The sequence below is a fragment of the Pseudoalteromonas sp. NFXS53 genome, from assembly GCF_056629255.1.
Genome location: NZ_JBWVBR010000019.1, coordinates 73,217 through 97,464, shown reverse-complemented (window position 1 = coordinate 97,464; position 24,248 = coordinate 73,217). Strand labels below are relative to the sequence as shown.

Genomic DNA, 24,248 nt, shown 5'->3' with positions numbered 1-24,248 from the left:
TACATCATCCAAATACGCACCTAAAGCAAGCGCCTTGCTCACGTTGGATGTAAATTAAATCTCCGCCATGGTTTAACATGATCTGACGAGACAAGCTTAAACCGATGCCTGACCCCTTTTGCTTAGTAGTAAAAAATGGCACGAACATCATATCGACCACATGCTCTGCCACGCCCGGGCCGTTATCGCTGACTTCAACATAGTGCTGGCCTGCTTCGTTACAGCCTGTTTTTAATTGGACGGCTGCCGAGGCTTCGTTGCTATTTTGCTGCACCGCTTCAATGGCGTTTTTGGTTAAGTTAATAAGTACTTGCTCAACTTGTGCGTTATCTAACATAGTCAGTTGTGAATGTGATACGTCTAGTTGGAAGTCAATATTCGCAGTGCTACAAGTTTGTTGATGGAGCTGGAATACGCCCTCAACCAATGGAGCGAGTTGCTCAGGGTTAAGCGTAGGCGCAGGTAAATTACTGACTTCTCTAAAGCGGCCGATAAAGTCACCTAAATATTCGGTGCGTTTTGCCAGCGTTTTTAACGCCATAGCCAAATCGTCTTTGTCTTCTTCATCATCAAAGGTAAGTGTTTCTGGTAAAAGGCTTTCACAGCTTTGTGCAATTGAAGCGAGCGGCGTGATGGAGTTGGCAACTTCGTGAGTGAGCACTTTAGTAAGCCGCTTATAGGCTTGTTGCTCTTTGTTTTGTAAGGCATCACGAATAGAGTGCAGGGTAATAATTTTGCGGATCTTGCCTTGAATATGGGCGACACTCACTTGTATAGACAAGGTATCTTGCTGTTCACCATATTGCCAATTGGCAATGGTTTTGAGACTGCGCTCACAACTTTCGACTAAGGGTGCGATATGCGCCAAATCATCACAGTGGCGAACTGCTTTACCGAGTAATTTGGCAACAGCTGGGTTTGATTCAATCACGTCACCTGTGTCATCACACACCACGACGGCCAAATCAATATGCACTAATAAGGCCTGTAAAAAGTGTGCCTGTTGCTCGGCATTAAAGCGCGCACTTTGAATGTTTTCTTTGATCTCTTCAAGGTGGCTATGCATAGGATGGTGTTTACTTAACCCCAAAGAGCTATCGCCATTCGCCAAAGACTTTAAAACAAAACTCATGTGCTTGTTTTGCTTATTAAATTGCGAAATAAGCGAGAACAAAGTTGCGGACGAAAATAAGCTTAAAAGCAGTAAAGTTGCTGAAAACCCACTTTGTATATACAAGTTTGCGCTAGTGGTGATTAGCACGCAAAGTAACAAGATGGTGGCAAAAAATACCGTTGTCGGATGCTTGGTAAAGTAACTCAAAATACTCAGCTCCGGTTATAAGTCGTATTTTTCGAGGCGGCGGTACATGGCACCACGGGTTAACCCAAGCGCTTTGGCCGCCTGTGATACATTACCTTGATAATGCTTTAATGCCGCGCGTACAGTGCGGTGTTCGAGTTCTTCAAGGTTAAAGGTGTCAGCATTTATCAATTGATTGCTCTCGTTTTGTGTACTCTCAGCTTGGCTTGGTTGTGCGGTAGTCGTTACTTGGCCAACCACAGTGCTGATATCGAGTAGTTCACCTTCACTTAAGATCACAGCACGCTCAATAGCATGGGCCAACTCGCGCACATTACCCGGCCAAGTGTAGGCACTCAAGGTTTGCATGTCGGTGTCACTGACACTTAAGGTGCGTTTGTATTTGTGGCAGAAGTGCTCGAGGTAATAATTCACTAATAACGGAATGTCTTCACAGCGCTCACGCAACGGTGGTAAACGGATCTCAATGGTGTTGATACGGTAAAGTAAATCTTGTCTAAAACGCCCTTCGTCTACGGCTTGTTGTAAGTTATCGTTGGTGGCACAAATGAGGCGAATATTCACATCGATGGCTTTATTACCGCCAACGGGAGTGACTTGACGGTTTTGTAGCGCGGCTAACAAGGTGGTTTGCTGGCTCAGTGGCAAGTTGCCTAGCTCGTCTAAAAATAGGCTGCCTTCGTTGGCAAGTTCGAAACGACCGACTTTGTCTGTTTTGGCATCGGTGAACGCGCCTTTCTTATGACCGAACAGTTCACTTTCAAATAGGTTGTCAGCAATTGCGCCCATATCTAAGCTTATTAGTGCATTTTCGCGACGTAAGCTAGCTTGGTGAATGGCATGTGCAGCGAGCTCTTTACCTGTACCACTCTCGCCGGTGATTAAAATATTGGCATCGGTTAACGCGGCTTTTTCTATGGTGCTAAATACTTGCTGCATGGCTGCACTTTGACCTAAAAAGTCGAAGTTTTTACCTCCTGCGCCTTGGTTAAGTGCTTGATTTAAGCCTTGTGTTTGGCGAGTCAGTTGCCCAACTTTCTGTTTGTCTTGGGCGTGTGCATAGGCGGCCGCAACCGCCCCTAATAGTTGGTCGTTTTGCCAAGGTTTGGCAACAAAATCAGCAGCGCCAGCCTTAATAGCGTCAACGGCTAATTGAATATCGCCATATGCAGTCATCAGTAGCACTGCAATGCTGGGGTCTTGCTCAACGACTTTCTTTAACCAGTAAAACCCTTCTTTGCCGCTTATGGCGTCTTGGCTGAAGTTCATATCGAGTAAGATCACATCAATAGGCTGCGTTTTTACGATCTCTTCAATATCAAACGGATTATCTGTGGTGTGTACTTTTTGATAGTGCTTTTTTAGCAGTAGCTTAGCCGCGATTAAAATATCGGTGTTGTCATCGACAATTAAAATGTGTCCAGCTTGTTTGGCGGTTTGAGTCATGATCCTTGCCTGTTGGTTTTTTACTGATGCATATGTCATGAGACCCCGAAACAAGTTCGGGATGACACTGATTTTACCCTACCAGAGCTAAAACGCTGGGTCATTCTGAACTTGTTTCAGAATCTATTGCGTACGCGATGAGATGCCGAATTAATTTGGATGATAGCTGTTTTAACGTTTATCAGGGCTTTGTACATCAGCTTTATTATTATCTTTTTAGCCTACCTCATTTAGCGACAGCGCGTCTATCAATGTGTTCATAAATGGACATATTACGGTTTTCGATGTGTTCTATTTCCGGACACTCGGATTATTACCAAAAACATCAATGATTATAACTTGTTGATTTGTAGGTGTTTAAAAGTTGGCATAGAGTTTGATTTATCTCTGCCATATTCGGACATCGTGTCTTAGTTGTCGAAACGAACATCAATCAAACTCTCAACGATTTAGAGGTGTGCTATGGATAAGAAAATTGAACGCTCAGGATTACAAAAACATCTTAAGAAAGCCGTTGCTGCGGGTGTGCTACTGAGTATTGCTGCTGCGGCATTTGCATTTACTGATTCATCATCGGGTCGCAGTCAAAACTTATCACTAAGTAGTGTCACCATTAATGCGGTTGAGCAAGGCGCGTTTGTAGATGCGTTAAGTCTGCGAGGTCAGGTTGTACCAAAAACTACCATCTACTTAGACACGATAGCGGGTGGACAAGTTGAAGAACGTTTGGTTGAACAGGGTACTTATGTGACTAAAGGTCAGCCTTTGGTGCGTTTGAGTAACACCAGCTTACAGTTAGATGTGATGAGCCGTGAAGCGCAAGTCACTGAGCAGCTTAACTTTTTACGCAATACACAAATGAACATGGAAACCAGTCGTTTGAACCTGCGTCGTGATTTATTAGAAATCGATTTACAAATTACCCATTTAGAGCGTCGTTACAAGCAATCTAAGCCACTGGTTGAGCGCGGGGTATTAGCCCAAGACAGACTTTCTGAAATCTCAGAAGATCTAGCTTACTACAAAGCGAGAAAAGAGCTGACCTTAGAGCGTCAAAAGCAAGAAAATTCAATTCGTAAAGTGCAAGTCGAGCAGCTAGAAGATAGCGCCGAAATGCTACAGAAAAACTTACAGTTTGCCCGTGCAAACTTAGATAACTTATTAATTAAAGCGCCTGTGTCGGGTTACTTGAGTGAGCTTGATGTAGAAATGGGTGAATCAAAAAGTCGTGGCGCGCGCCTTGGTCAAATCGATATTCCAAATGAATACAAACTAGTCGTGCGCTTAGATGAATTCTACTTAAACCAAGTTCAAAAGGGCATGGATGTCAACGTGCACTTAGATGGCGGTAGCGTGATGGCAACAGTGAGCAAAATTGATAGCCGCGTGACCCAGTCGCAGTTTCAGGTTGAAGTGGCGCTACCAAGTGGCCAACAAGATATTAAACGTGGCCAAAGCATCGATGTTGAGCTGATGCTAGGTGGCAACAAAGACAACGCATTATTACTAAAACGTGGCGCATTCTTTACTAGCTCAGGCGGTAACTGGGTGTACGTACTATCGAGCGATGGCACAACAGCAGAGCGTCGAGAGATACGCTTAGGTAAGAAGAATCAAAATTATTTCGAAGTGTTAGACGGCCTGTCGGCGGGTGAACAAGTGATCACCTCAGGCTACAGCAACTTCGACAAAGCACAGACATTAAAATTTTAAGGACCAGCTTCATGATCAAATTAACTAACTTAAATCGCGTATTCCGTACTCAAGACGTTGAAACAACTGCTTTAAACGACATTAATTTAACTGTAGAACAAGGTGAATTCGTCGCCATCATGGGCCCTTCTGGCTGTGGTAAGTCAACGTTGCTGTCGATTTTAGGCATGTTGGATTCACCAAGTTCAGGTAGCTTTGATTTCGATGGTACCGATATCGCGGGTTACAACGAAAAGCAGCTATCACAATTACGTAAAGCCTCAATTGGCTTTGTATTCCAAAGCTTTAACTTGATTGATGAGCTTACGGTATTCGAAAACGTCGAGCTGCCACTGCAATATCAAAATATCTCAAAAAGTGAGCGTAAACAGCGTGTTGAAGCCATCTTAAAGCGTGTTGCTATCGATCACCGTGCCGATCATTTACCGCAGCAACTATCGGGCGGTCAGCAGCAGCGTGTGGCTGTTGCCCGTGCTCTAGTGATCAATCCAAAGCTGGTATTAGCCGATGAACCAACCGGTAACCTAGATTCTAAAAACGGCGAAGAAGTGATGGCCATGCTGCGCGAGCTAAACCGCGAAGGCACAACCGTGATCATGGTAACTCACTCAGAAAAAGAAGGTGCGTATGCTGACCGTTTAGTACGTCTATTAGACGGCCAGATCATGTTAGACAAAGCTAATAGTGTATCTCAAGGACTTGAAAGCGAGGTTGCATAGTTATGATAGTTAATTACTTAATCACGGCACTTCGTGCCTTTAAGCAACAAAAACAGCACTTTTTATTGAATGTCATTGGTTTGAGTGTGGGTCTTGCAGCGGCGATTCTCGTGGCGTTATTTGCGAAAAATGAACTGTCGTTCGATCAGCACCAGCCTAATGCGGAGCGTGTTTATCGTGTCGGTCAGGATTATTCAAAATTAGGGCTAGGGGTTATTCCTATCTTTAATTATAACCAAGGGGTTCGCGCGACAGAATTCAGCCAGGTTGAAGATGTCTTCGCACTCAAATTGATTGAATTTACCCGTGAGGCCGAAGTCGATATTAAGCATAATAATCAAGGCTTTAAACTGAATAACTTATATGCTGCAACGGCTAATATCGAAAGCTTTATTGATATCAAAACACTTGATGGTGATTTAAAAGAAGCCATGAGTACGCCAGAAAGCCTAGCGTTAAGCAGCTCTGAAGCACAGCGTATTTTTGGTCGCACCAATGTCGTTGGTGAAACACTTAATCATGCCAAAGGTAAATATACGGTTCGTGCGGTCTTTGCTGACTTACCTGAGAATACCCACTTTGGGTTTAAAAACTTAGCGTATGTAGATAACGACCCTAAAGATTTAATGATGACGGCCCATTATGTCTACCTAAGAGTGGCGGCTGGTACAGATATCAAATCGCTAGAGCAGCAGCTGACGGAGCAAACTTATACTGGCGAATATAAAGGGCAGATGTTTGTCGAGTTGCACCCATTACTCGACTTGCATTTAACCGCTAAATCACCGTTTGAGATGAAAACAGGTGGCACTAAGCAAGTGGTCACCATCTGTGTTGGTTTAAGTATTTTACTTGTCTTGATCGCGAGCTTTAACTTTATCAACATGACCGTCGCGCAATCGACGAAGCGTGCAAAAGAAGTGGGTGTTCGTAAAGCATTGGGTGCGAGCAAAACTCAGTTAGTCAGCCAGTTTTTGTCTGAATCTGTATTAGTTGCTGTGCTGTCTATGATGTTGGCTTGCGTGTTAGTTGAGTTAGTTATGCCAAGCTTCAATAACCTAGTTGATCGCGAATTGGTACTTAACTATGCGTCAAGCTTTGGTGCGGGCATTGTGGTTGTTGCCATTGCGGTTGGTGTGTTGGCAGGTCTATACCCAGCGTTCTTTATTTCATCATTCAGCGCTAAGCGTGTATTAAGTGGTGACTTGCAACGCGGTAGTACAGCAATCTGGATTCGTAAAAGCTTACTTACTTTTCAAGCTTCTTTAGCCATAGGTTTAATAGTTGGCTCTGTGACCTTACTACAGCAGTTATCGCACTTACAAAACTTGCCGCTAGGCTATCAAACTAATCAGCGCTTAGTGATCTCAGAAGTGCCGGTTGGCAACATCTTTACTCAGCAGCCTAGTGCGGTATTTAACAAATTGTCAGCTATCAATGGTGTGCAGCATGTTGGTGTTATCGACACGCAATTAACCCGCTCGATTAACAATACCTTAAAACCAACTTGGCCTAATGGCGAACAATCGAGTGGTTTGACGCCGATTATTGGTAGCGGCTATGAAGTCGTAAAAAGCTTAGGTTTAGAGCTGTTAGCTGGTCGTGATTTCTCTTCGCAATATGCAGGAGATTGGGCAAACCGCGCTAATGGTGTAACGCATGTAGGTGTGATTATTACTGAAACCGTTGCAAAACAAGCAGGTTTCAACAATATGGCCGACATCATAGGTAAAACGATTAAAGACACAGGTCGCAATGTAGAGATGCGTGTTGTGGGTGTGGTTGCAGACGTTAAAGTCGGTAACGCGCATAATTCAAATTCAGACATCATGTTCTTACTGGGCTTTAGTTACTTCAACCCAACCTCAGAAGTGGTGTTAACAGTAAACCCACAAAATGTATTGAGTATCAGACAGCAAGCCGCTGAGATTTTAGCGCAGCACGCTAACGTGTTTGAACCGAAGATCAACTTACTATCTGACAGTTATAAAGCGGTATTAAGAGGCGATGAGCGTGTCTCTCAGGTGGTGCTTATTTTTACTGGCCTTGCGGTGTTCTTAACTTGTTTAGGTACGTTTGGTTTAGCGTCATTCGCAGCAGCGCGTCGTCAAAAAGAAGTCGCGGTTCGCAAAGTATTAGGCGCATCAAGAATCAGCATTGTGAATATCTTAGCGAAAGAGTTCTTAGTGTTAGTTGGTGTGAGTATCGCCATAGCTTACCCAGTAACTTACTTGTTAGTGGGTGATTGGTTAGCCAACTTTAACGACCGCATCGACCAAGCTGTGTGGGTATATGGTGTGGCAGCGATAGTGGTTGCAGGTATCACTTGGGTAACGGTTGCAAGCCTCGCTTTCAAAGCAGCTAGCACTCGCCCTTCGCTAATTCTTCGTTATGAATAAATTAAGTTTCTAGCCAAAGCTATGGTCTATCGGTGTAACTGATAGGCCATTTTTGGGTGAGAGCAAGATCGAATGGGTGAGATATGTTGATATCACATGTAACAACAGCATTTCGAGTATTCAAGCAACATAAGTTGTACTCGTTATTGAATGTTTTTGGGTTAAGTATTGGCTTGGCGGCTGCACTTCTGGTGGCATTATTTGCTGAGTATGAATTGTCGTTTGATGAGATGCAGCCCGATCATCAGCAAGTCTATCGTTTGCATGTTGATGTGAATGTACCAGGGTTAGAAGAAATTCCACTGACTATGGTGAACATTGCGCAAACTTTAACAACGCGAAGTGATGTCGCCGATCTTTTTATACTCGCGGATGTGGTCGATAGTGGTTTGTTATCTGAGCATATAAAAATTGCTGATCAGGCATTTAAACTAAACAACCTGTACGGTACAGCCAAGAATATTCGTGATTTTGTAAATATCTCAGTCATTTTAGGTGACCTTGAAGCGGCTCTTTCAGCACCTCAGCAGATTGCTTTGAGTCACAGTGAAGCCAAGAGACTATTTGGCAGTGCAGAAGGTGCACTCGGGCAAACGATATTGATCGAGGCAAAACGTTTTACCGTTAAAGCCATTTTTGAAGACTTACCTGATAATAGCCACTTTTTGTTTCATGCCTTAGTGCCCATTGATTTCACAGAACATAGCGACATTTCGAGCTATATTTACCTCAAAACTCAACAAAATGCTGATTTAAGAGCGATAGAAAAGCAGTTAGCTGATCGACTCATTGAAAAATACCAACTTAAAAACAGTCAGCTTGAATACCGTTTAGTGCCGATGCGAGAGGTTTACTTTAAAGCCCATTCGCCCTTTGAGTTAAAAACGGGTGGCTCTGCCTTTTTAGTCACTTTGAGTGTAGCGCTGAGTGTTTTATTACTCGCCATTGCCGCAGCCAATTACATCAATATAGCGGTGTCGCAATTGTTGTATCGCAGCAAAGAGATCGCCATGCGTAAGACTTTAGGGGCGAGCAAGCGTCAGCTCATAGCCCAATTCTTGTTAGAAGCCTTATTGATGGTGATGTGTGCCACATTACTTGCGGTGTGTTGGGTTGAACTGCTTTTGCCAAGTTTTAGTGACTTTGCAAATCGACCGCTTGACTTAGTGTGGGGAGCTGCAGAGTTTGCGGTGATCATAGCTATAACCGTTTTGTTAGCATTCATATCAGGTGCTTATCCTGCATATTGTGTCGCACGCGCGCCGTTAAACACCTTGCTTGCAGGGCAATTAAAAGCAGGCCAGCTAGTTCGAAAAGGACTATTGGTCTTTCAGTCTGCAATGGCAATAGCCTTGATTGTTTGTACTTTAGTGAGTTTACAGCAGTTGTCGTTCTTACAAAGCTTGTCGGTAGGTTATGACGCGACAGATCGCATCGTGATACACGATTTAAGCAGCAGGCAACTCATGGAAAAAGAACATGCAATACTCAATGAGATCCGTGCGCTGCCAGGCGTTACTCAAGTTACAACAACCGATACTGACTTAACCGATAGCATCTTAGAAAGCTTTTATTTCCGTTGGCCAAACGGCTATGAAGAAAGCGAACTGCCACCCACTATCGGCACCGGTTTTCATGCCGTCGAAACTCTAGGTCTAACACTACTCGCTGGTCGAGACTTTTTACCAGAATTTCAGAGTGATTGGCTGCACTATTTAAATAAAGTAAATAAAGCGTCAGATGATCAGCCAGATGAAGAAGCACCTCAGGCAATGGCTATTTTGGTGACCGAACAAATGGCCAAGCGCGCAGGCTATGACAATGTGAGTGAAGTGGTGGGGCTACAAGTTCAGGGGCTTTATCGCAACATCAATGCAACCATTGTCGGTGTAGTAAAAGATATCAAAGTGGGGTCGGCGAAAGATGATTGGCTGCCAGTCTCATTTTCAGCAGGATACAGCTCGCAATCAACAGTTCGATTGGTGATAAACACCGAGCAAGCAAATTTTCCGCAGTTATTTAATCAGTTACGCCAACTTTTAAAACAGTTTAACTTAACCGCTGATCCGCAATTTAGCCTGATGCAGCAAGACTTGGCTAAGGTTTATCGCGTCGAGCAAGACTTGTTTGTGCTTATCAGAAACTTCTCCGTGCTGGCTATGCTTTTAAGTTGTTTAGGCTTATTTGGACTCGCGGCATTTGCAGCTAAACGTCAGCAAAAGCAATTAGCAATAAGAAAAGTGCTTGGTGCAACACGCATCAGTTTAGTGAATCTACTCGCCCGCGAGTTTCTAGCCATAGTGCTTGCAGCAGCGGTAATCGCCTTACCATTTGCTTATTGGCTCATGGATAACTGGCTGCAAGACTTTAACGACCGTATTGAGCAAACCATTTGGGTGTATGGCTTAGCAGGCCTATTAGTGGCTGCGTTCACTTGGTTTATAGTTGCGGCGTTGGCATTTAAAGCGGCCAGTGCGCGCCCATCAGAAATTTTACGTTATGAATAACAACACAGATATACAGCAGTCAAAAAGGAACACAGTATGTTAGCGTCATATGTTACTACCGCTTTAAGAAGCTTTGCACAGCATAAACAACATGCCTTGTTGAGTTTGGCTGGGTTAAGTTTAGGCATGGCCATGCTAATGTTGATTGGGCTTTTTATTCAGCATGAGCTGTCTTTTGAGCAAAGCCAGCCGGATCCGCAAAACCATTATCGACTGGTGATGTATGCCCAAGAGAATGGCAACGAATATATTCTTACCACCCCAAGAGCACATCAGCAGTTGCTCGATATTCCTGGTGTTGAGTCGGTTTTTTATTTATTGAAAACGCAGATGGTCAGCGACGATAAAGTAGCGATTGACAATAATGCATTTCAGCTCGCTGCAAACTACGCTGCGACCCCAAATCTAGCCAAGTTAGTCAATATTGATGTGCTGGCAGGCGATCTCGTAACAACCCTTAATACACCCGAAAAAATAGCGTTATCACGCTCTGAAGCCGCGCGCTTGTTTGGGGCTTTTGCTACGCCAGATAAGATAATAGGCCGTACCTTAAAGCTGCAAAGTAACAATCGACTACTTACGGTCAGTGCGGTGTTTGCCGATCTTCCAGTGAATAGTCACTTTTACTTTCACTCATTAACCAGTGTTGAACCCTATATGGGCATTCGAGGTAATGTAATGCATACCTATGTTGCGCTATTACCTAATACAAATATTGAGTTGGTTGCACAGTCGGCAACTGAAATCTATGCGCAAATTTGGCAGTGGCAAAACATTCATTATTGGTTGCAGCCTATCAAAGACATTCATTTAGGGCCTAACTTTGCCCAAGATATGAAAATAGGTGGAGACGCTACATCAGTGATGATCTGTGCAGTTATGGCGCTGGTTTTACTAATCATCTCGTGTGTGAACTATGTCAATTTCAGTGTTGCGCAGTCCTCTAATCGTGCCAAAGAGATTGGTGTACGCAAAGCCATGGGCGCGACGCGCGCTCAACTGATTACCCAGTTTATGAGTGAGTCTATTTTGCTGGCATGGTTCGCTATGTTAGTGGCCTGTGTGCTGGTTGAGTTATTTTTACCTGGTTTTATGCAACTGATTGGCCGACCACTGCCAGCACTGGAGTGGCCGATGTGGTTAGGGCAGGTATTTGTTTTGGCAACAGGGATTGGTGTGTTGTCGGGCTTATACCCAAGTATCTACATGGCAGGGTTTAACACCAAAGCCATTCTGAATGGTGAGCTAAAACAAGGTCGACAAGGTGTGTGGATCAGAAAGGCTTTATTATTGCTGCAAATGGCCTTGTCGGTGGGTTTATTAATAAGCGCTATGATGTTGAGTAAGCAACTGCATTTTTTACACTCTCTACCAGTGAATTATCAAAAGTCGCAACAACTAGTTATCAATAATATGCCGCAAAAAGCATTATATGGACAGCAAAGTGCATCATTTTTGGCAAGTGTTGAGTCTATTCCTAGTGTGACAGCCAGTGTGGCCATGGACTTCTCAATCACACAGTCTACCAACGCTGGCCTCTTCGTTAAGCTCCCTCAAACACCAGATACACCGCTGTCGTTATCGCTTGCTGGGGTACATGGCAAAGTAGTCGAAACTTTGGGGTTAACCTTGTTGGCTGGTCGCGATTTTTCCGACGAGTTTGCATCAGACAGATTCAATCGAGACACCGAGCAAGGCAGTATTATCGTGCCTGAATCTGTGCTCAATACGTTAGGGTTCAGCAGCCCAGCAGATGCGATTGGCAAACCAATCTCATTTTTTGCCGGACCATTCTCGAATGCAACAGGCACCATAGTGGGTGTGGTTAAAGACATTAAAGTTGGGCCAGTCAATCATCAAGGCGCGCCTGTAGTATTTGTAAATGGTTTAGGGGTAGGCGGCACGTATTCGTTGCTGGTTAAAGTTGAAAACCCCAACGATGCCCAACTAAAGCTCGATTTACAAAACTTTGTGAAAGCGCGCTTGAACATTGCACCTGTCGACATCACCTTACTTGAAGATGACTATCAAGCGCTTTATCGCGAGCAACAAAAGTTATCAGAGGTGGTAGCTATCGGCGGTATTATTTCATTGACCCTAATTTTGATGGGCGTGTTTGGTTTAACGGGGTTTATTGTTAAGCAGCGTCAAAAAGAGGTGGCTGTTCGTAAGGTACTAGGGGCAAGTCGTTTGGTGATCATTAATGGGCTCGCTAAAGAGTTTATGCTGCTGGTGTTATTTGGGTGTGCGATCGCTTGGCCTATTTGCTTCTTGATATTGAGTGATTGGCTAGCGAGCTTTGAACAAAGTGTTACGCAAAGTATTTGGGTTTATATGGTTGCTTCTTTGCTTATCACTATAATCACTTGGCTAACCGTGGCGGGCCTTACATATAAAGCTGCGAGTATTCGACCTGCTCAGATCTTAAGGTATGAATAATAGGCTTGAATAAAAAGTGAACAAACCCGGTGTTTGCTTCGTTTAATTACTACACTCAAATAACACTTGTTGGTCAGAGGTGAGTTATGCAAGCAACCGAATTGAAAATGCAGTTTGAAGAGCAAAACCTAGTCGCCGTTATCTTAAGTTATGCCGACTCTAATCATTACCTTGCGGGGGGCGTCGATACGCAAGGTAATTACTACTTATTAGAGAATAGAAAAGGCAGTACTGAAACTTTTAATTCAATGCGCGAAGCCGAAGTGACTTTGGCTGAACTTGGTGCTGAAAGTGCGATCTTTGAAATGGAAACCGCCTATGATGAGATGATCGGCAACGCGAAAAGTGAGCGTTGTAAAATGATGGTGCATTTGGTCCATTAACTGGAGTCCATTAATTGGGGTCCATTAATTGGGATCCGATAACGGAACTTAACAGTATAATTTTATTTTTGTACCTATTTCCTACTCGATGGCTTACTGATTTTTATGCCCAAGTAAGCCATTTTTCTTTCTTTAATACCTCTATTTCGCCTTCGGAATGAATTTTTTATTACTAGAATAAAAATCGATCAATTAAAACTTGCTCAATTGCAAAGGTTTCGTTTAAACTTTCGCAAAAGTTACGAAACGAAACTTATCAATCTGCAAAGATAACGGATTATGACCAAACGCAACACTCAACAACGCCGACATACTATTCTTGCCCGTGTTAACCAACATGGCGAAGTCAGTGTCGAAGCACTTGCTTTAGAATTTGAAACTTCAGAAGTTACGATCCGAAAGGATTTAACCGCCCTTGAAAAGAGCGGTTTATTGTTGCGTCGATATGGTGGTGCGATTGCATTACCAAAAGAAATCGTGGCAAAAGGCAATGAAAAACGCGATACGCTTCGCAAAATGGCAATCGCCAAAGCCGCTTCAGCTTTGATAAAGGATCACAACCGCATCATTATCGACAGCGGCCGCACGACAGCAGCGATGATCCCTGAGCTGTCTAAAAAGCGTGGTTTAGTGGTCATGACCAATGCGATGAATATCGCTAATCGTTTGTTATCTTTAGAAAATGAGCCAACACTTTTGATGACCGGAGGGACCTGGGATCCTCATTCGGAGTCATTTCAAGGGCAGGTAGCAGAACAAGTTTTACGTTCGTACGACTTTGACCAGTTATTTATCGGTGCCGATGGCATCGATGTTGAAAGAGGTACAACCACTTTTAACGAATTAGTGGGCTTGAGCCAAGTGATGGCCGAATCAGCGCGAGAAGTTATCGTCCTGGTGGAGTCAGATAAAATTGGTCGCAAGATCCCAAATTTAGAACTGCCATGGCAGCAAGTAACTACCTTGATCACCGACAACCTCCTTGCAGATGATACGCGCAAGGCGATCGAGGAAAAAGGCATACAGCTGATCTGTGCAGAGGCTTAATAAGTTCAGACGACAACACCTGAATTTATAAATCATTATGACAACAGCCTAATTAGTCTGATGACGTGCAAATAATTCAACTGTTTAACGGTGGCCGAATTATGTTCATCAACTAAATTTTACCTAAACTACTTGGAATTACAGGTAGGGTAAATGGGCAAACAACATGCAAAAATGGAGCATCTATGTGTGGCATTGTTGGGGCGGTAGCAGAGCGTCCAGTAAATAAAATCCTAATCGAAGGCTTAAAGCGTCTTGAGTACCGTGGTTACGACTCAGCAGGTGTAGCACTGAGCTTAAACGGCGAATTAAATACAGTTAAAGCAGTAGGTAAAGTTGCTAATTTAGATGCAGCATTAACTGATGCAGGCGTGAAAGGCACTACAGGTATTGCACACACGCGCTGGGCAACACACGGTGGCGTAACAGAAGCAAACGCGCACCCACACATTTCAAATGATGAAATTGCGCTAGTACACAATGGTATTATCGAAAACCATTCACAGCTTCGTGACGCACTGAAAGGTGACGGTTACGAGTTCTTATCTGAAACTGACACAGAAGTTATGGTGCACCTAATTCACCAGCTTCGCCAGCAGCATTCAACGCTATTAGAAGCGGTAAAAGCAGCAGTAAAACAGCTTGAAGGTGCTTACGGTACCGTTGTATTCGACAAAGCAAACGACAATGAAATCATTGTTGCGCGTTCTGGTAGCCCACTGGTAATTGGTTTAGGTCTTGGCGAAAACTTCATTGCCTCTGACCAACTTGCACTTCTTCCTGTAACACGTAGCTTTATCTTCTTAGAAGAAGGCGACGTAGCGCGCATCACCCGTGAAACGGTTGAAATCTTTGATAAAGATGGCAACCCAGTTGAGCGTGAAGTAGTTGAATCAAACATCACCCAAGACGCATCTGGCAAAGGTGAATACCGTCACTACATGCTGAAAGAAATTTACGAGCAGCCAATGGCAGTTCGTAATACGCTTGAAGGTCGTTTGGTAAATGACACAGTCGCAATCGATGCATTCGGTGACAGTGCACAGCAAATTTTCAAAGATGTGAAACATGTTCAGATCATCGCATGTGGTACGTCTTACCACTCAGGTATGGTTGCTCGCTACTGGCTAGAGCAGTTCGCTGGTGTAAGCTGCAACGTTGAGATTGCCTCTGAGTTCCGTTACCGCGAATCTTTCGTACACGAAAACAGCCTACTTGTGACGATTTCACAGTCAGGTGAAACGGCAGACACATTAGCCGCTCTTCGTCTTGCAAAAGAGCAAGGTTACATGGCTTCAATGACTATCTGTAACGTACCGGGCTCTTCACTAGTACGTGAATCAGACTTAGCATTCATGACTAAAGCCGGCGCAGAAATTGGTGTTGCTTCAACTAAAGCTTTCACCACCCAGCTAGTTGGTTTATTAATGCTTACAGCCTCTATCGCGCAAGAGAAAGGCCGTGATCAGAGCGTGATTGTTAACGCAATTAAAACGTTACCAAACAAGCTTGAAGAAGCACTTAGCATGGCTGAAGGCATTGAAGATCTTGCTGAAGAGTTTGCAGACAAGCACCACTCACTATTCTTAGGTCGTGGTTCACAATACCCGATCGCGATGGAAGGTGCGTTAAAACTGAAAGAAATTTCATACATTCACGCTGAAGCGTATGCTGCAGGTGAACTTAAGCACGGTCCTTTGGCGCTTATCGACGCAGATATGCCAATCATTGTTGTTGCACCAAACAACGAACTACTTGAAAAGCTTAAGTCGAACGTTGAAGAAGTACGCGCACGTGGTGGTATCATCTACGTATTCGCAGACAAAGACACTGCGTTTGAGTCTGACGACACAATGCGTGTAATGAACGTAAACCATGTAGAAGACGTGATTGCACCAGTGGTATATACAATTCCACTACAATTACTTTCTTACTACGTAGCGGTTATCAAGGGTACTGACGTTGACCAACCTCGTAACCTTGCAAAATCGGTGACGGTTGAGTAATTAAAGAATTTGAGGGGATACTTGTGTGGCTTAGGAATAAAGATTCATACTAAGTATTAAAGTGTCATCCTAAGTAATAAAGTCTCATACTCCAATAAACTATAAAAGCCGACGAAAGTCGGCTTTTTGTTTGTATTGTTAATTATTCGAGGCGAAATTTTTGTGTTAAAACGTACTTATGGAATTCGCCATGTTGTAATCGGTACTTCCCTGTACTCGCTTTGAGCTCTTCGCCCATCACTTTTAAGATCTCTCGGTTTGACTCTGTTTGTCGCTTGTCAACTTTTCTTAACTGATAATTAAGCTCATATTCTTCAGAAAAATTTACATAATCGTGATCACTTATACCCATTCTAATATCCTTGTATAAAAATAAAACAGCATCTCGAATGAGGTGCTTAAGTTTTGTTTTGGTGATTACTTGGCTGCTTTTCAAGAAGAAAAATTAGAAAGTAATAAATTTGCATACCAAAACCGCACTGACTATGATGAAATTTCAATCAGTTATAGCGGTATATTATGTCTAGGAAGATTGGCCATACTGAGGCTCAATATCGTAAGTGGATCAAAGCAGGTCGAGGTTCTGGTGAATATCGGGACTATAAGCCTTGGCTAACGGTTTATGATTCACCATCAGATGGTCGTGTACATCGCGTCTTTGGTTATAAGACTAAAAGAACTCATCATTTATTATCTGACCTTGAACTATCAATGTTCTATCTGCTCGAGTGGCGTAAAGAAGTACTACAAATTAAAGAGCAATTTCCATTAGAGCGAGACTTAACCGCTGAATTAGCTAAGTCAGCGGGTATAAAACACCCTAGTGTAAGAGGTGTTGACCAATATATGTCGAGCGACTTCCTCGTTGAAACATCATCAACAGAGCTCCCCTATTATGCATTGCAAGTGAAATACATAAATGCACTTGAAGAGCAGCGAAAGATAGAAATTCTTGAGTTAGAGAGGCGCTATTGGTTAGAGAAAAATATACCTTGGCAAATAGTGACTGAAGCAGAAATCCCCAAAGTCGTTAAAGCCAATATTGAGTGGATTTACCCTATGCAGGGCGCTTATGAAGAAGCCCCTCATTCAGCTGTAGATCAAGCTCTTTTTTATGCAGATTACTTTTCTAAATACCCAACTAAAACACTAATAGCAGCCTGCAAAGAGATAGATACAGCCTATGGACTAGACTTAGGTGAGTCACTGTATGAAATTCGCTGTTTATTGGCTGATCGATATTTCACTTTTGACATTTTCAAGCCAGTTCAAAAGGTGCATGTAGGTGATTTTAAGCTAGGTGAAGTGGGTATCATTCAGGAGGCTTTCCGTGTTTCGAATCAATGAAGTATTGCAATACGAGCAAACTCTTTATCGCATTCTAATGCTTTTTGAATATTATGTACTCTGGATAAAAGTACATGATGATAAGGCTTTTCCTCAGCTCATTGAAATTGCTGAGTTAGAACAAGGCTTTCAAGATGAAATGCTAAAACGTGTGGATGACCCATATAGTGACTTAATCACTGCAACTCCTGAATATGGTTCTACAGCTCAGATAAAGCGCGATGAAAATTATGAAGTAATTAAACCGCTAGTAGATTTTGAAAATAGCTATCAAGCAAAGGCTCGTGGCAAAATCGTCAATCAAATTGTTGCTGAGACAGGAAAAACGAAACAAACAATATATCGTTTTGCTCGAAGGTATTGGCAGCGTGGCCAGATCCCCAATGCACTATTACCAGACTATAAAAATTCAGGCGGTAAAGGCCAAAAGCGAAGAGCAACGACTAAAAAGTTAGGGCGTCCCCGCGTATATATGCCGGGTGTTGGTGCTTTAATCGATGATTTTACTGAAAAGCTCTTCAGAGTCGCTATCGATCGTCATGTAATGACTGATAAAAGCAAGTCCTTTCGTTATGCGCATAATCGGCTTAAAGATATTTATAGCCAGTATTTCCCTGAGCTACCAGAAGAAGAACTGCCTACATATTGGCAAATGGAGCACTTTTATAAGCGCGAATATAGGCAAGTAGAGAAGCTCGAACTACAAGCTGGTAAAATCAGATCTAAGAAAGACATTCGCCCTTTATTTGGTACTGCTACAGCTGATGTTTTAGGCCCTGGTATGCGTTATGAGATTGATGCAACGATTGCTGATATATATCTAGTATCCAGCTCTGAACGAGGCAACATAGTCGGCCGCCCTGTCGTTTATATGGTAGTAGATGTGTTTAGCCGTATGGTAGCTGGATTCTATATCGGTTTTGAAAACCCTTCTTATACTGCTGCTATCCAAGCTTTGTATATGGCTTCTACAGATAAATCAGAATATTGTCGAGAGCAGGGCTTTGAAGTAAAGCCCGAGCAGTGGCCATGTATTGGCTTACCTTCTGCATTGCTAGCTGACAGGGGGGAGTTAATGGGTCATCAAATTGAGTGTTTAGAAAAAGGCTTTGGAGTACGCCTTGAAAATACACCGCCTTTCAGGAGTGAAGCAAAAGGCATTGTTGAGAGGTCTTTCCGCTCTTTTCAGCAAGTATTTAAGCCATTTGCACCTGGCGTGGTTACTGGTACAAAAATTAAAAAGCAAGGAGATCGAGACTATCGCTTAGATGCCAAGGTTACGATAGAAGACTTCACTAAGATAATCTTAGCATCTGTGCTTTATCACAATCAGTACCATGTTATCGAGCGCTATGATAAAGCCTCTGATATGCCGACGGATTTACCTAATAACCCATTAGCTCTTTGGAACTGGGGGCTTCAGCACCGTACTGGTCGATTAAAAAAATCTGAACCTGAGCATTTGCGTGTGGCACTTATGCCTCGTATACGTGGAACTGTGTCTGAATCAGGCGTTTGTATTTTTGGCTTGTACTACACGAGTTCTGAGCTTGTGCAGCTCGGTTGGATGCATCGAGGAAAAGAGGTTAAAAGGCCAGAAAAAGTTGATGTTGCTTACGACTTAGCAACGGCTGAGTACATATATGTCTACCCAGAGGCTAATAGTAACAAGTACTTTGTTTGTCAGTTAGCAACACGCTCAAGGCAGTTTACAGGTGCTAGCTTTTGGGATGTTTGGGAGCAGAATGAAGCCTTAAAATATACAGAGGCTCAGGCTAAGTTAGTAGCGAATGAACAAGAGCGAGCGCTCGAAAGAAAGATAATAGAAACCATAAAACAAGCTGAAAAAGCAGCACCTGTTAATTCAGGGCTTTCCGATGCTGAACGCATTAACAATATTCGAGAAAATCGAAATGCAGAAAAAACAAAAGAGCGACAAGCGCGAGCATATAGGCCTGTAGAAATCGATACGAGCCAATCAGCTCAAGTGCACTACCTTTCTGAGCCAGATGATGAATTAGACTTTCCTGATTTTTCAGATGAATTATTTGGTGAGGATGATCAGTCATGAGCTTACCGCAGAATATATTTCGAGCTATTTATGCTGATTCAGATATTGCGCGTTATAAAGGAAACCCTTTTATTGAAGCACTGCCTGCAATAAGCACAATTAGAGGCATCAAGAGTAAACTTGAAGGAAAAGTGATATATAACCCGACTGCTAGTTACCTTGATGCAAGGCAAAGAGCGCATGAGTTATGTGGTCTGCTAGATGATTTTTTTCAGCCTTTATCTATGCATGTTGCACTTGAAGAGAAAATCTCTCTCATGATACGAGGAGGTTATGTTGCTAGAAACATAGAAACCGGCCAATTGCAGCAACACTTACAAAATGGTTATGAGCGAATGATGACGGGTGATATTACCAGTTTTCGTTTCGCTGAAGCGCCCTCTACGGCTCGATGCTTGTCACTTATAGGTTGCTCTGGAAGTGGTAAAAGCTCAAGTGTGATGCGCATTTTAGCCACTTACCCTCAGGCTATTTATCATGAGAAATACAATACACATCAACTGTCGTATTTGCGTATAGAGTGCCCTGTAGATGGTTCTTTAAAAAGTTTATGCTTAAACTTTTTCCAAGAGGTAGATAAACATTTACATACAGACTTAACTGAGCGATATGGACGTAAAAGACACAGTACAGAAGTACTTCTGTCTTTCATGGCGCAAGTAGCAAACCAATATGCCATTGGCGTATTAGTAATTGATGAAATCCAGCGTTTAAGTCGCAAACAAAAAGCAGGACAAGAGCGAATGCTCGAGTTTTTTGTAGCCTTAGTAAATATTATTGGTGTGCCTGTTATTTTGGTTGGTACCCCCAAAGCAAGACCTATTTTTGAACTTGAATTGCAATCGGCAAGAAGAAGTACAGGAATTGGTTCAATGGTTTGGGAACCCCTACCTCAGAATAAAAATAAGATTGATAAGGTGACAGGTAAGCCAAAACCTTCGGAGTGGCGGTTGCTGACCGATAAACTTTGGCAGTACCAGTGGCTTATTCATCGTGATGAGCCACTAACCGAAGAGATCCGCAATGCTTGGTTTGAGCTATCACAAGGCGTACTAGATATTGTTGTAAAGTTATTTGTATTAGCACAACTTCGCGCAATAGTTACTGGTGTTGAAAGGTTATCTTCAAAATTACTCATTAAAGTATACGAATCTGAATTACAGCCAATCCACCCTATGATTGAGGCGCTTAAATCAGGTAAAGCAGCTACTATCGCTAAATATTCAGATTTAAAATACAAAGCAATCGATAAGCGCTTACTAGAACTGAGTAAGCAAATTTCGGAAATAGAGATATCTAAAACAGAAACGATACCTTTTGCGAGTAACTCTGAAGGGATGAGGCTTTATAACCTACTGTTAGGCATGGGCTGCGAATCTAGTTTACTTGTCCCTTTAGTGCAAAGAGCAATAACAGAACACTCAAACTTACAAGTTAGAGCGCTTATTCCACTTGTTCTTGAGTGGTATGAACAAAAACCAAATGAAGCTGAAGAGATAAAGGAGAAGCCAAAGCTGGTCAATGCAAAAAGTTGGCATACGTTACCTAGTGAAGACTTACGTTATGGCTACTCTCAACACAAAAAGTGCTCTGCGGAACTACATCAGTTTTATAAACAACAAGGAAATGTATTTGATATGGCATCATGGCTTAAAAAAAGCATTTAACATGGCATGTTTACCCATACCTTACCCAGATGAATTGCTTTATAGCGTTATAGGGAGGTATGGGGTTCATACACTAACTACTTCACCAAAGCAGCTATTGGATGATGTGTTTCAAAATAGACAAATTGTTGCTTCAGTAGCCTTTCAAGGGCATTTAGGTAAGATCTCATCACATTATCAAGGTAATCCTAACTTAACCCCGCACAAGCTTTTACAGAAGCATACGCTTTACCCCTTATATGCTCCTTTTGTACATCCAGAGAAGGCTTACCTCTCAAAACAGGCCTTGTTAAAAGATGAGTCTCACTCAGCCGATGTGCAATTAGGTAAAGCTGCTTCATGCGTAAAGAGCCCGGTATATTTAAGGTATTGTCCTAATTGTGTAAGTGAGCAATTAAATAGATATGGCGAAGCATTCTGGCAACGCGGTTTGCAAATACCAGGCATGTCTGTTTGTCCCAAACATGCTTGTATTTTATTGAATAGTAATGTGCAGATTAGTGGACTACACAAGCATGAATTCATTGCTTTAAACCCAAGCTCATTGCAAAGCGGAGTTATCCAATATGGCAGAAGTAAGCAGCTATCACTTGCTACAAATGCAGTAAGATTTTTAGAGTTAAAAGCACTAAAGATATATCCAGAGCAATGGACTTTATTCTACAAAAAGCTCGCGTTAGAGCATGGTTACAACCATGGCGAGCATATTGATCATGATAGGGTTCTTGAACAGGTAGAAAGCTATTGGCAAAGTAACTTCTTGGAGCAATTAGGTTTAAAAGTGGATGCTTGCAAAGACACTAATTGGCTTAGGTCTATATTCAGAAAGCATAGGAAGTCATTTAGTTACCTTCAACATTTATTAGTTTGGCAAGCTTTCTTTGGTAATGGGTTAAATATCGAAGCGGTTCTAAGAAAAGCCTCTAACCAAAATTTAGATAAGTCGCCTGAAAGTTATGATTCGGCTCAAGAGGTAGTAATAGATAAAAATAAAAGAGCACTTTGGCAGACCTCAGCAACTAAATTAGGCATTAAACAGGCTAGATTATTAGGGTTTGGCAGCCTTTATGCTTGGCTGTATCGGCATGATAAAAAGTGGCTTTTGGATACTAACTCTAAACTAGGTCTGCCAACTGTAAGCATTAATAAGCGAGTTAATTGGAAGGCAAGAGACTTATGTTATGTGAAGCGATTTATCAGTCTTCGCAACCAGACTGAAATGCATTTAGAGTCGGAGCACTTTTCAAAAAATTGGTACTTTATCAACGCTGATATTTCTTTATCTCAGATCAAACATATTGATAAGTTACCATTATGTAAATTGTTTTTGGCTAAATATTGTGAAACTATAGAAGAGTACCAATGCCGTCGTATCGCTGTGGCATACATCAAAAGTGAAAGAAATCATCACGACTTAAGGAAATGGCGCATACTGCGATTCGCTCGGCTCAGTAAGGATAGGATCTGCCCCCTAGCGGCAGAATTATTGGGATATGTAGTAGCGTATGACTCAAGCTGATCGCTTTAAAACTCTGCCTGACAACGCCAGAATTCAAGGCATGGGAAATATTTTCAAATACCACGATCGTAAAACGTGGGATATTGGCATTCGTTTCAACAACACATCTCGTAAGTCACTTAAATTTAGTCAACTTCCTTATTTGAGTCGTCAGGTTGTATTAAACCAAACGGAATCATTACAACAATTAGGCTACCCCATTGAGTTTACTTTTCCTAGTGTAGCAGACTTGCTAATCGCTCAAGTGAGTGACAGTGGATTAGTCAAATTTCGAGATAAAGAAGAACAAAGCCAATGGTGCTTTGTTCTTAAGAGCCAAGATAAAACTATCTATTTACCTCAATTAGAGCTAGCAAGGGCGCTTTTTTTTACTAATAACTACTTCGCTAATGCTGCGTTAGAACTAAATATATTAGATCTAGAGTTTTATGTTGATACTGCACCAGAATTAGATGAAGAAGCTGAACCCGCTGATGCCATTATTCATGCACTTTCTGTTACTCAATGCCCTAAAGTGCTTTTTGATAATCTGAAATTTCGACAACTTTTAGCTTGGCTATTGCTCAACTCTGAGGCCAAATCATCTTTTAATAGTATCTATAAACACTTTATTCATGAGCGTGAACAAAACGCTAAGTCGATTCGTTGGAACTTCAAATTTGAGCCCCCTAATTTAGCTGGAGTAACAATTAAAGGTAGTGGTTGGCATTCAGAAGATGGGAAAGTTAGCTTTATCAACCGAATAAATTCAGTTCTAAACATAGATTTTCCTGATATACAAAATATAGGGTTTACTCACCCGAACTTTGTAGAAAATAAGCAAGGGACAGGCAAAGCAAGTGGCGGCACTTATCCACAAAAACCACATGAGAGAGACATTAATGCTGATAGTGATGGCAGTAATGAAAATCAACCAGCTCTAATTATTTGTGATGCAACAGTTATCCAATTTAACAGGCATGTAAAAAGTCATAAAATCTATAAGAAAGCTAAAAAACCTAGTGGTGCAAATGAGGATGGACAAGAGCCAAGTAAACTTCCGCCTGATGTAAGTACAGATAATGAAAACTCAAGGGGTGAGAATCCTAGAGCTGCTATAGATGGGCTTGATGATAAAAATGATGATGCTTACATGTACCTCAATAAATTTGAGAGCTTTTTTCAAATGCTTGACATTCTTAAGCAAGAGCATGGAGTTAAAATAGGCAAGCCAATTATACGTAGGTTGCCAGAATTCGGCAGAAGTAAGAAGCACTTGCTCAGCTATGATGGTTCTCCCAGGTGTATTGCAATTATATACATAGAGTACCAATCAAAAGGCTATTACTTACTAGAGGTGGATACATCAGACGGTAAGGCATCTTTATCAACGAAAATACTTTCATCTGCCCCGTTAAAGGCTAAGGGGGCATTAAGTGAGTTTATTCCAGAGATAGAATCAAGATTGATGGAAGGTCAACTTGCATGGTCAAAGAAATATTTTGATATATTGGTTGGCGATGAAAGCCATAAGAGCATTCCACATCAACAATCAAAGAAAGAAAATAAATTAAATAGTGGAGATTTAAAAAAGTGGGCTGAACGATTTAGAAAAGTATTTTTTTAATAGTAAACTTGTTTTTTATTGATAAATTACACCCTACACATTGAATTTACTCGATAAA

The 24,248-nt window shown here is 42.1% G+C and carries 16 protein-coding genes; 13 read left to right on the top strand and 3 right to left on the bottom strand.

All coding sequences use genetic code 11. The features are described from left to right. Window positions 1-4 precede the first annotated feature (4 nt). Window positions 5-1,132, bottom strand: a complete 1,128-nt coding sequence (locus tag AC1HJP_RS17865) for a sensor histidine kinase (protein ID WP_480362925.1) — start codon at window positions 1,130-1,132, stop codon at window positions 5-7. A gap of 204 nt (window positions 1,133-1,336) precedes the next feature. Beyond that, window positions 1,337-2,806: a sigma-54-dependent transcriptional regulator gene (locus AC1HJP_RS17860; protein ID WP_480362924.1), complete on the bottom strand. Its 1,470-nt coding sequence runs from the start codon at window positions 2,804-2,806 to the stop codon at window positions 1,337-1,339. A gap of 423 nt (window positions 2,807-3,229) precedes the next feature. Between AC1HJP_RS17860 and AC1HJP_RS17855 the strand changes: the two genes are divergently transcribed. The 8 genes from AC1HJP_RS17855 (at window position 3,230) to glmS (ending at window position 15,980) form a co-directional block, all read left to right on the top strand. Continuing rightward, window positions 3,230-4,480, top strand: a complete 1,251-nt coding sequence (locus AC1HJP_RS17855; protein WP_480362923.1) for an efflux RND transporter periplasmic adaptor subunit — start codon at window positions 3,230-3,232, stop codon at window positions 4,478-4,480. Window positions 4,481-4,491: 11 nt separating this feature from the next. Further along, on the top strand, window positions 4,492-5,199 hold the full coding sequence (locus AC1HJP_RS17850; protein WP_404392305.1) for an ABC transporter ATP-binding protein: 708 nt from the start codon (window positions 4,492-4,494) through the stop codon (window positions 5,197-5,199). A 2-nt stretch (window positions 5,200-5,201) separates the two neighbouring features. Further along, window positions 5,202-7,598, top strand: coding sequence for an ABC transporter permease (locus AC1HJP_RS17845; RefSeq protein WP_480362922.1), 2,397 nt, complete (start codon window positions 5,202-5,204; stop codon window positions 7,596-7,598). Between the two features lie 83 nt (window positions 7,599-7,681). Continuing rightward, a complete protein-coding gene (locus tag AC1HJP_RS17840; protein ID WP_480362921.1) occupies window positions 7,682-10,105 on the top strand; it encodes an ABC transporter permease in 2,424 nt (807 codons plus the stop codon). Between the two features lie 36 nt (window positions 10,106-10,141). Continuing rightward, window positions 10,142-12,544 carry an FtsX-like permease family protein gene (locus tag AC1HJP_RS17835; RefSeq protein ID WP_480362920.1) on the top strand — a complete coding sequence of 801 codons (2,403 nt, stop codon included), beginning with the start codon at window positions 10,142-10,144 and terminating at the stop codon, window positions 12,542-12,544. An 86-nt stretch (window positions 12,545-12,630) separates the two neighbouring features. After that, the gene (locus AC1HJP_RS17830; protein ID WP_480362919.1) at window positions 12,631-12,927 is read left to right on the top strand and encodes a DUF6482 family protein; all 297 of its coding nucleotides are present in this window, start codon (window positions 12,631-12,633) and stop codon (window positions 12,925-12,927) included. A 279-nt stretch (window positions 12,928-13,206) separates the two neighbouring features. Further along, entirely contained in the window at window positions 13,207-13,974 is a 768-nt protein-coding gene (locus tag AC1HJP_RS17825; RefSeq protein ID WP_480362918.1) for a DeoR/GlpR family DNA-binding transcription regulator, read from the top strand. 185 nt (window positions 13,975-14,159) lie between these two features. After that, the gene (glmS, locus tag AC1HJP_RS17820; RefSeq protein ID WP_480362917.1) at window positions 14,160-15,980 is read left to right on the top strand and encodes a glutamine--fructose-6-phosphate transaminase (isomerizing); all 1,821 of its coding nucleotides are present in this window, start codon (window positions 14,160-14,162) and stop codon (window positions 15,978-15,980) included. Window positions 15,981-16,122: 142 nt separating this feature from the next. Here the strand turns inward: glmS and AC1HJP_RS17815 are convergent, their stop codons facing one another. After that, a complete protein-coding gene (locus AC1HJP_RS17815) occupies window positions 16,123-16,332 on the bottom strand; it encodes a hypothetical protein (protein ID WP_480362916.1) in 210 nt (69 codons plus the stop codon). A 167-nt stretch (window positions 16,333-16,499) separates the two neighbouring features. Between AC1HJP_RS17815 and AC1HJP_RS17810 the strand changes: the two genes are divergently transcribed. From AC1HJP_RS17810 to AC1HJP_RS17790, 5 genes are read left to right on the top strand one after another with little or no spacing between them, the layout of a single operon-like run. Continuing rightward, window positions 16,500-17,327 (top strand): TnsA endonuclease C-terminal domain-containing protein, encoded by an 828-nt coding sequence (locus tag AC1HJP_RS17810; RefSeq protein WP_480362915.1) that lies wholly within the window; start codon window positions 16,500-16,502, stop codon window positions 17,325-17,327. After that, on the top strand, window positions 17,311-19,398 hold the full coding sequence (locus AC1HJP_RS17805; RefSeq protein WP_480362914.1) for a Mu transposase C-terminal domain-containing protein: 2,088 nt from the start codon (window positions 17,311-17,313) through the stop codon (window positions 19,396-19,398). The genes AC1HJP_RS17810 and AC1HJP_RS17805 overlap by 17 nt, the downstream gene beginning before the upstream one ends. Continuing rightward, window positions 19,395-21,065 (top strand): AAA family ATPase, encoded by a 1,671-nt coding sequence (locus AC1HJP_RS17800; protein ID WP_480362913.1) that lies wholly within the window; start codon window positions 19,395-19,397, stop codon window positions 21,063-21,065. Before AC1HJP_RS17805 ends, AC1HJP_RS17800 begins: the two co-directional genes overlap by 4 nt. After that, a complete protein-coding gene (locus AC1HJP_RS17795) occupies window positions 21,031-22,584 on the top strand; it encodes a TnsD family Tn7-like transposition protein (RefSeq protein WP_480362912.1) in 1,554 nt (517 codons plus the stop codon). The genes AC1HJP_RS17800 and AC1HJP_RS17795 overlap by 35 nt, the downstream gene beginning before the upstream one ends. Then, window positions 22,571-24,190 (top strand): Tn7-like element transposition protein TnsE, encoded by a 1,620-nt coding sequence (locus tag AC1HJP_RS17790; RefSeq protein WP_480362911.1) that lies wholly within the window; start codon window positions 22,571-22,573, stop codon window positions 24,188-24,190. The genes AC1HJP_RS17795 and AC1HJP_RS17790 overlap by 14 nt, the downstream gene beginning before the upstream one ends. Window positions 24,191-24,248: the final 58 nt, after the last annotated feature.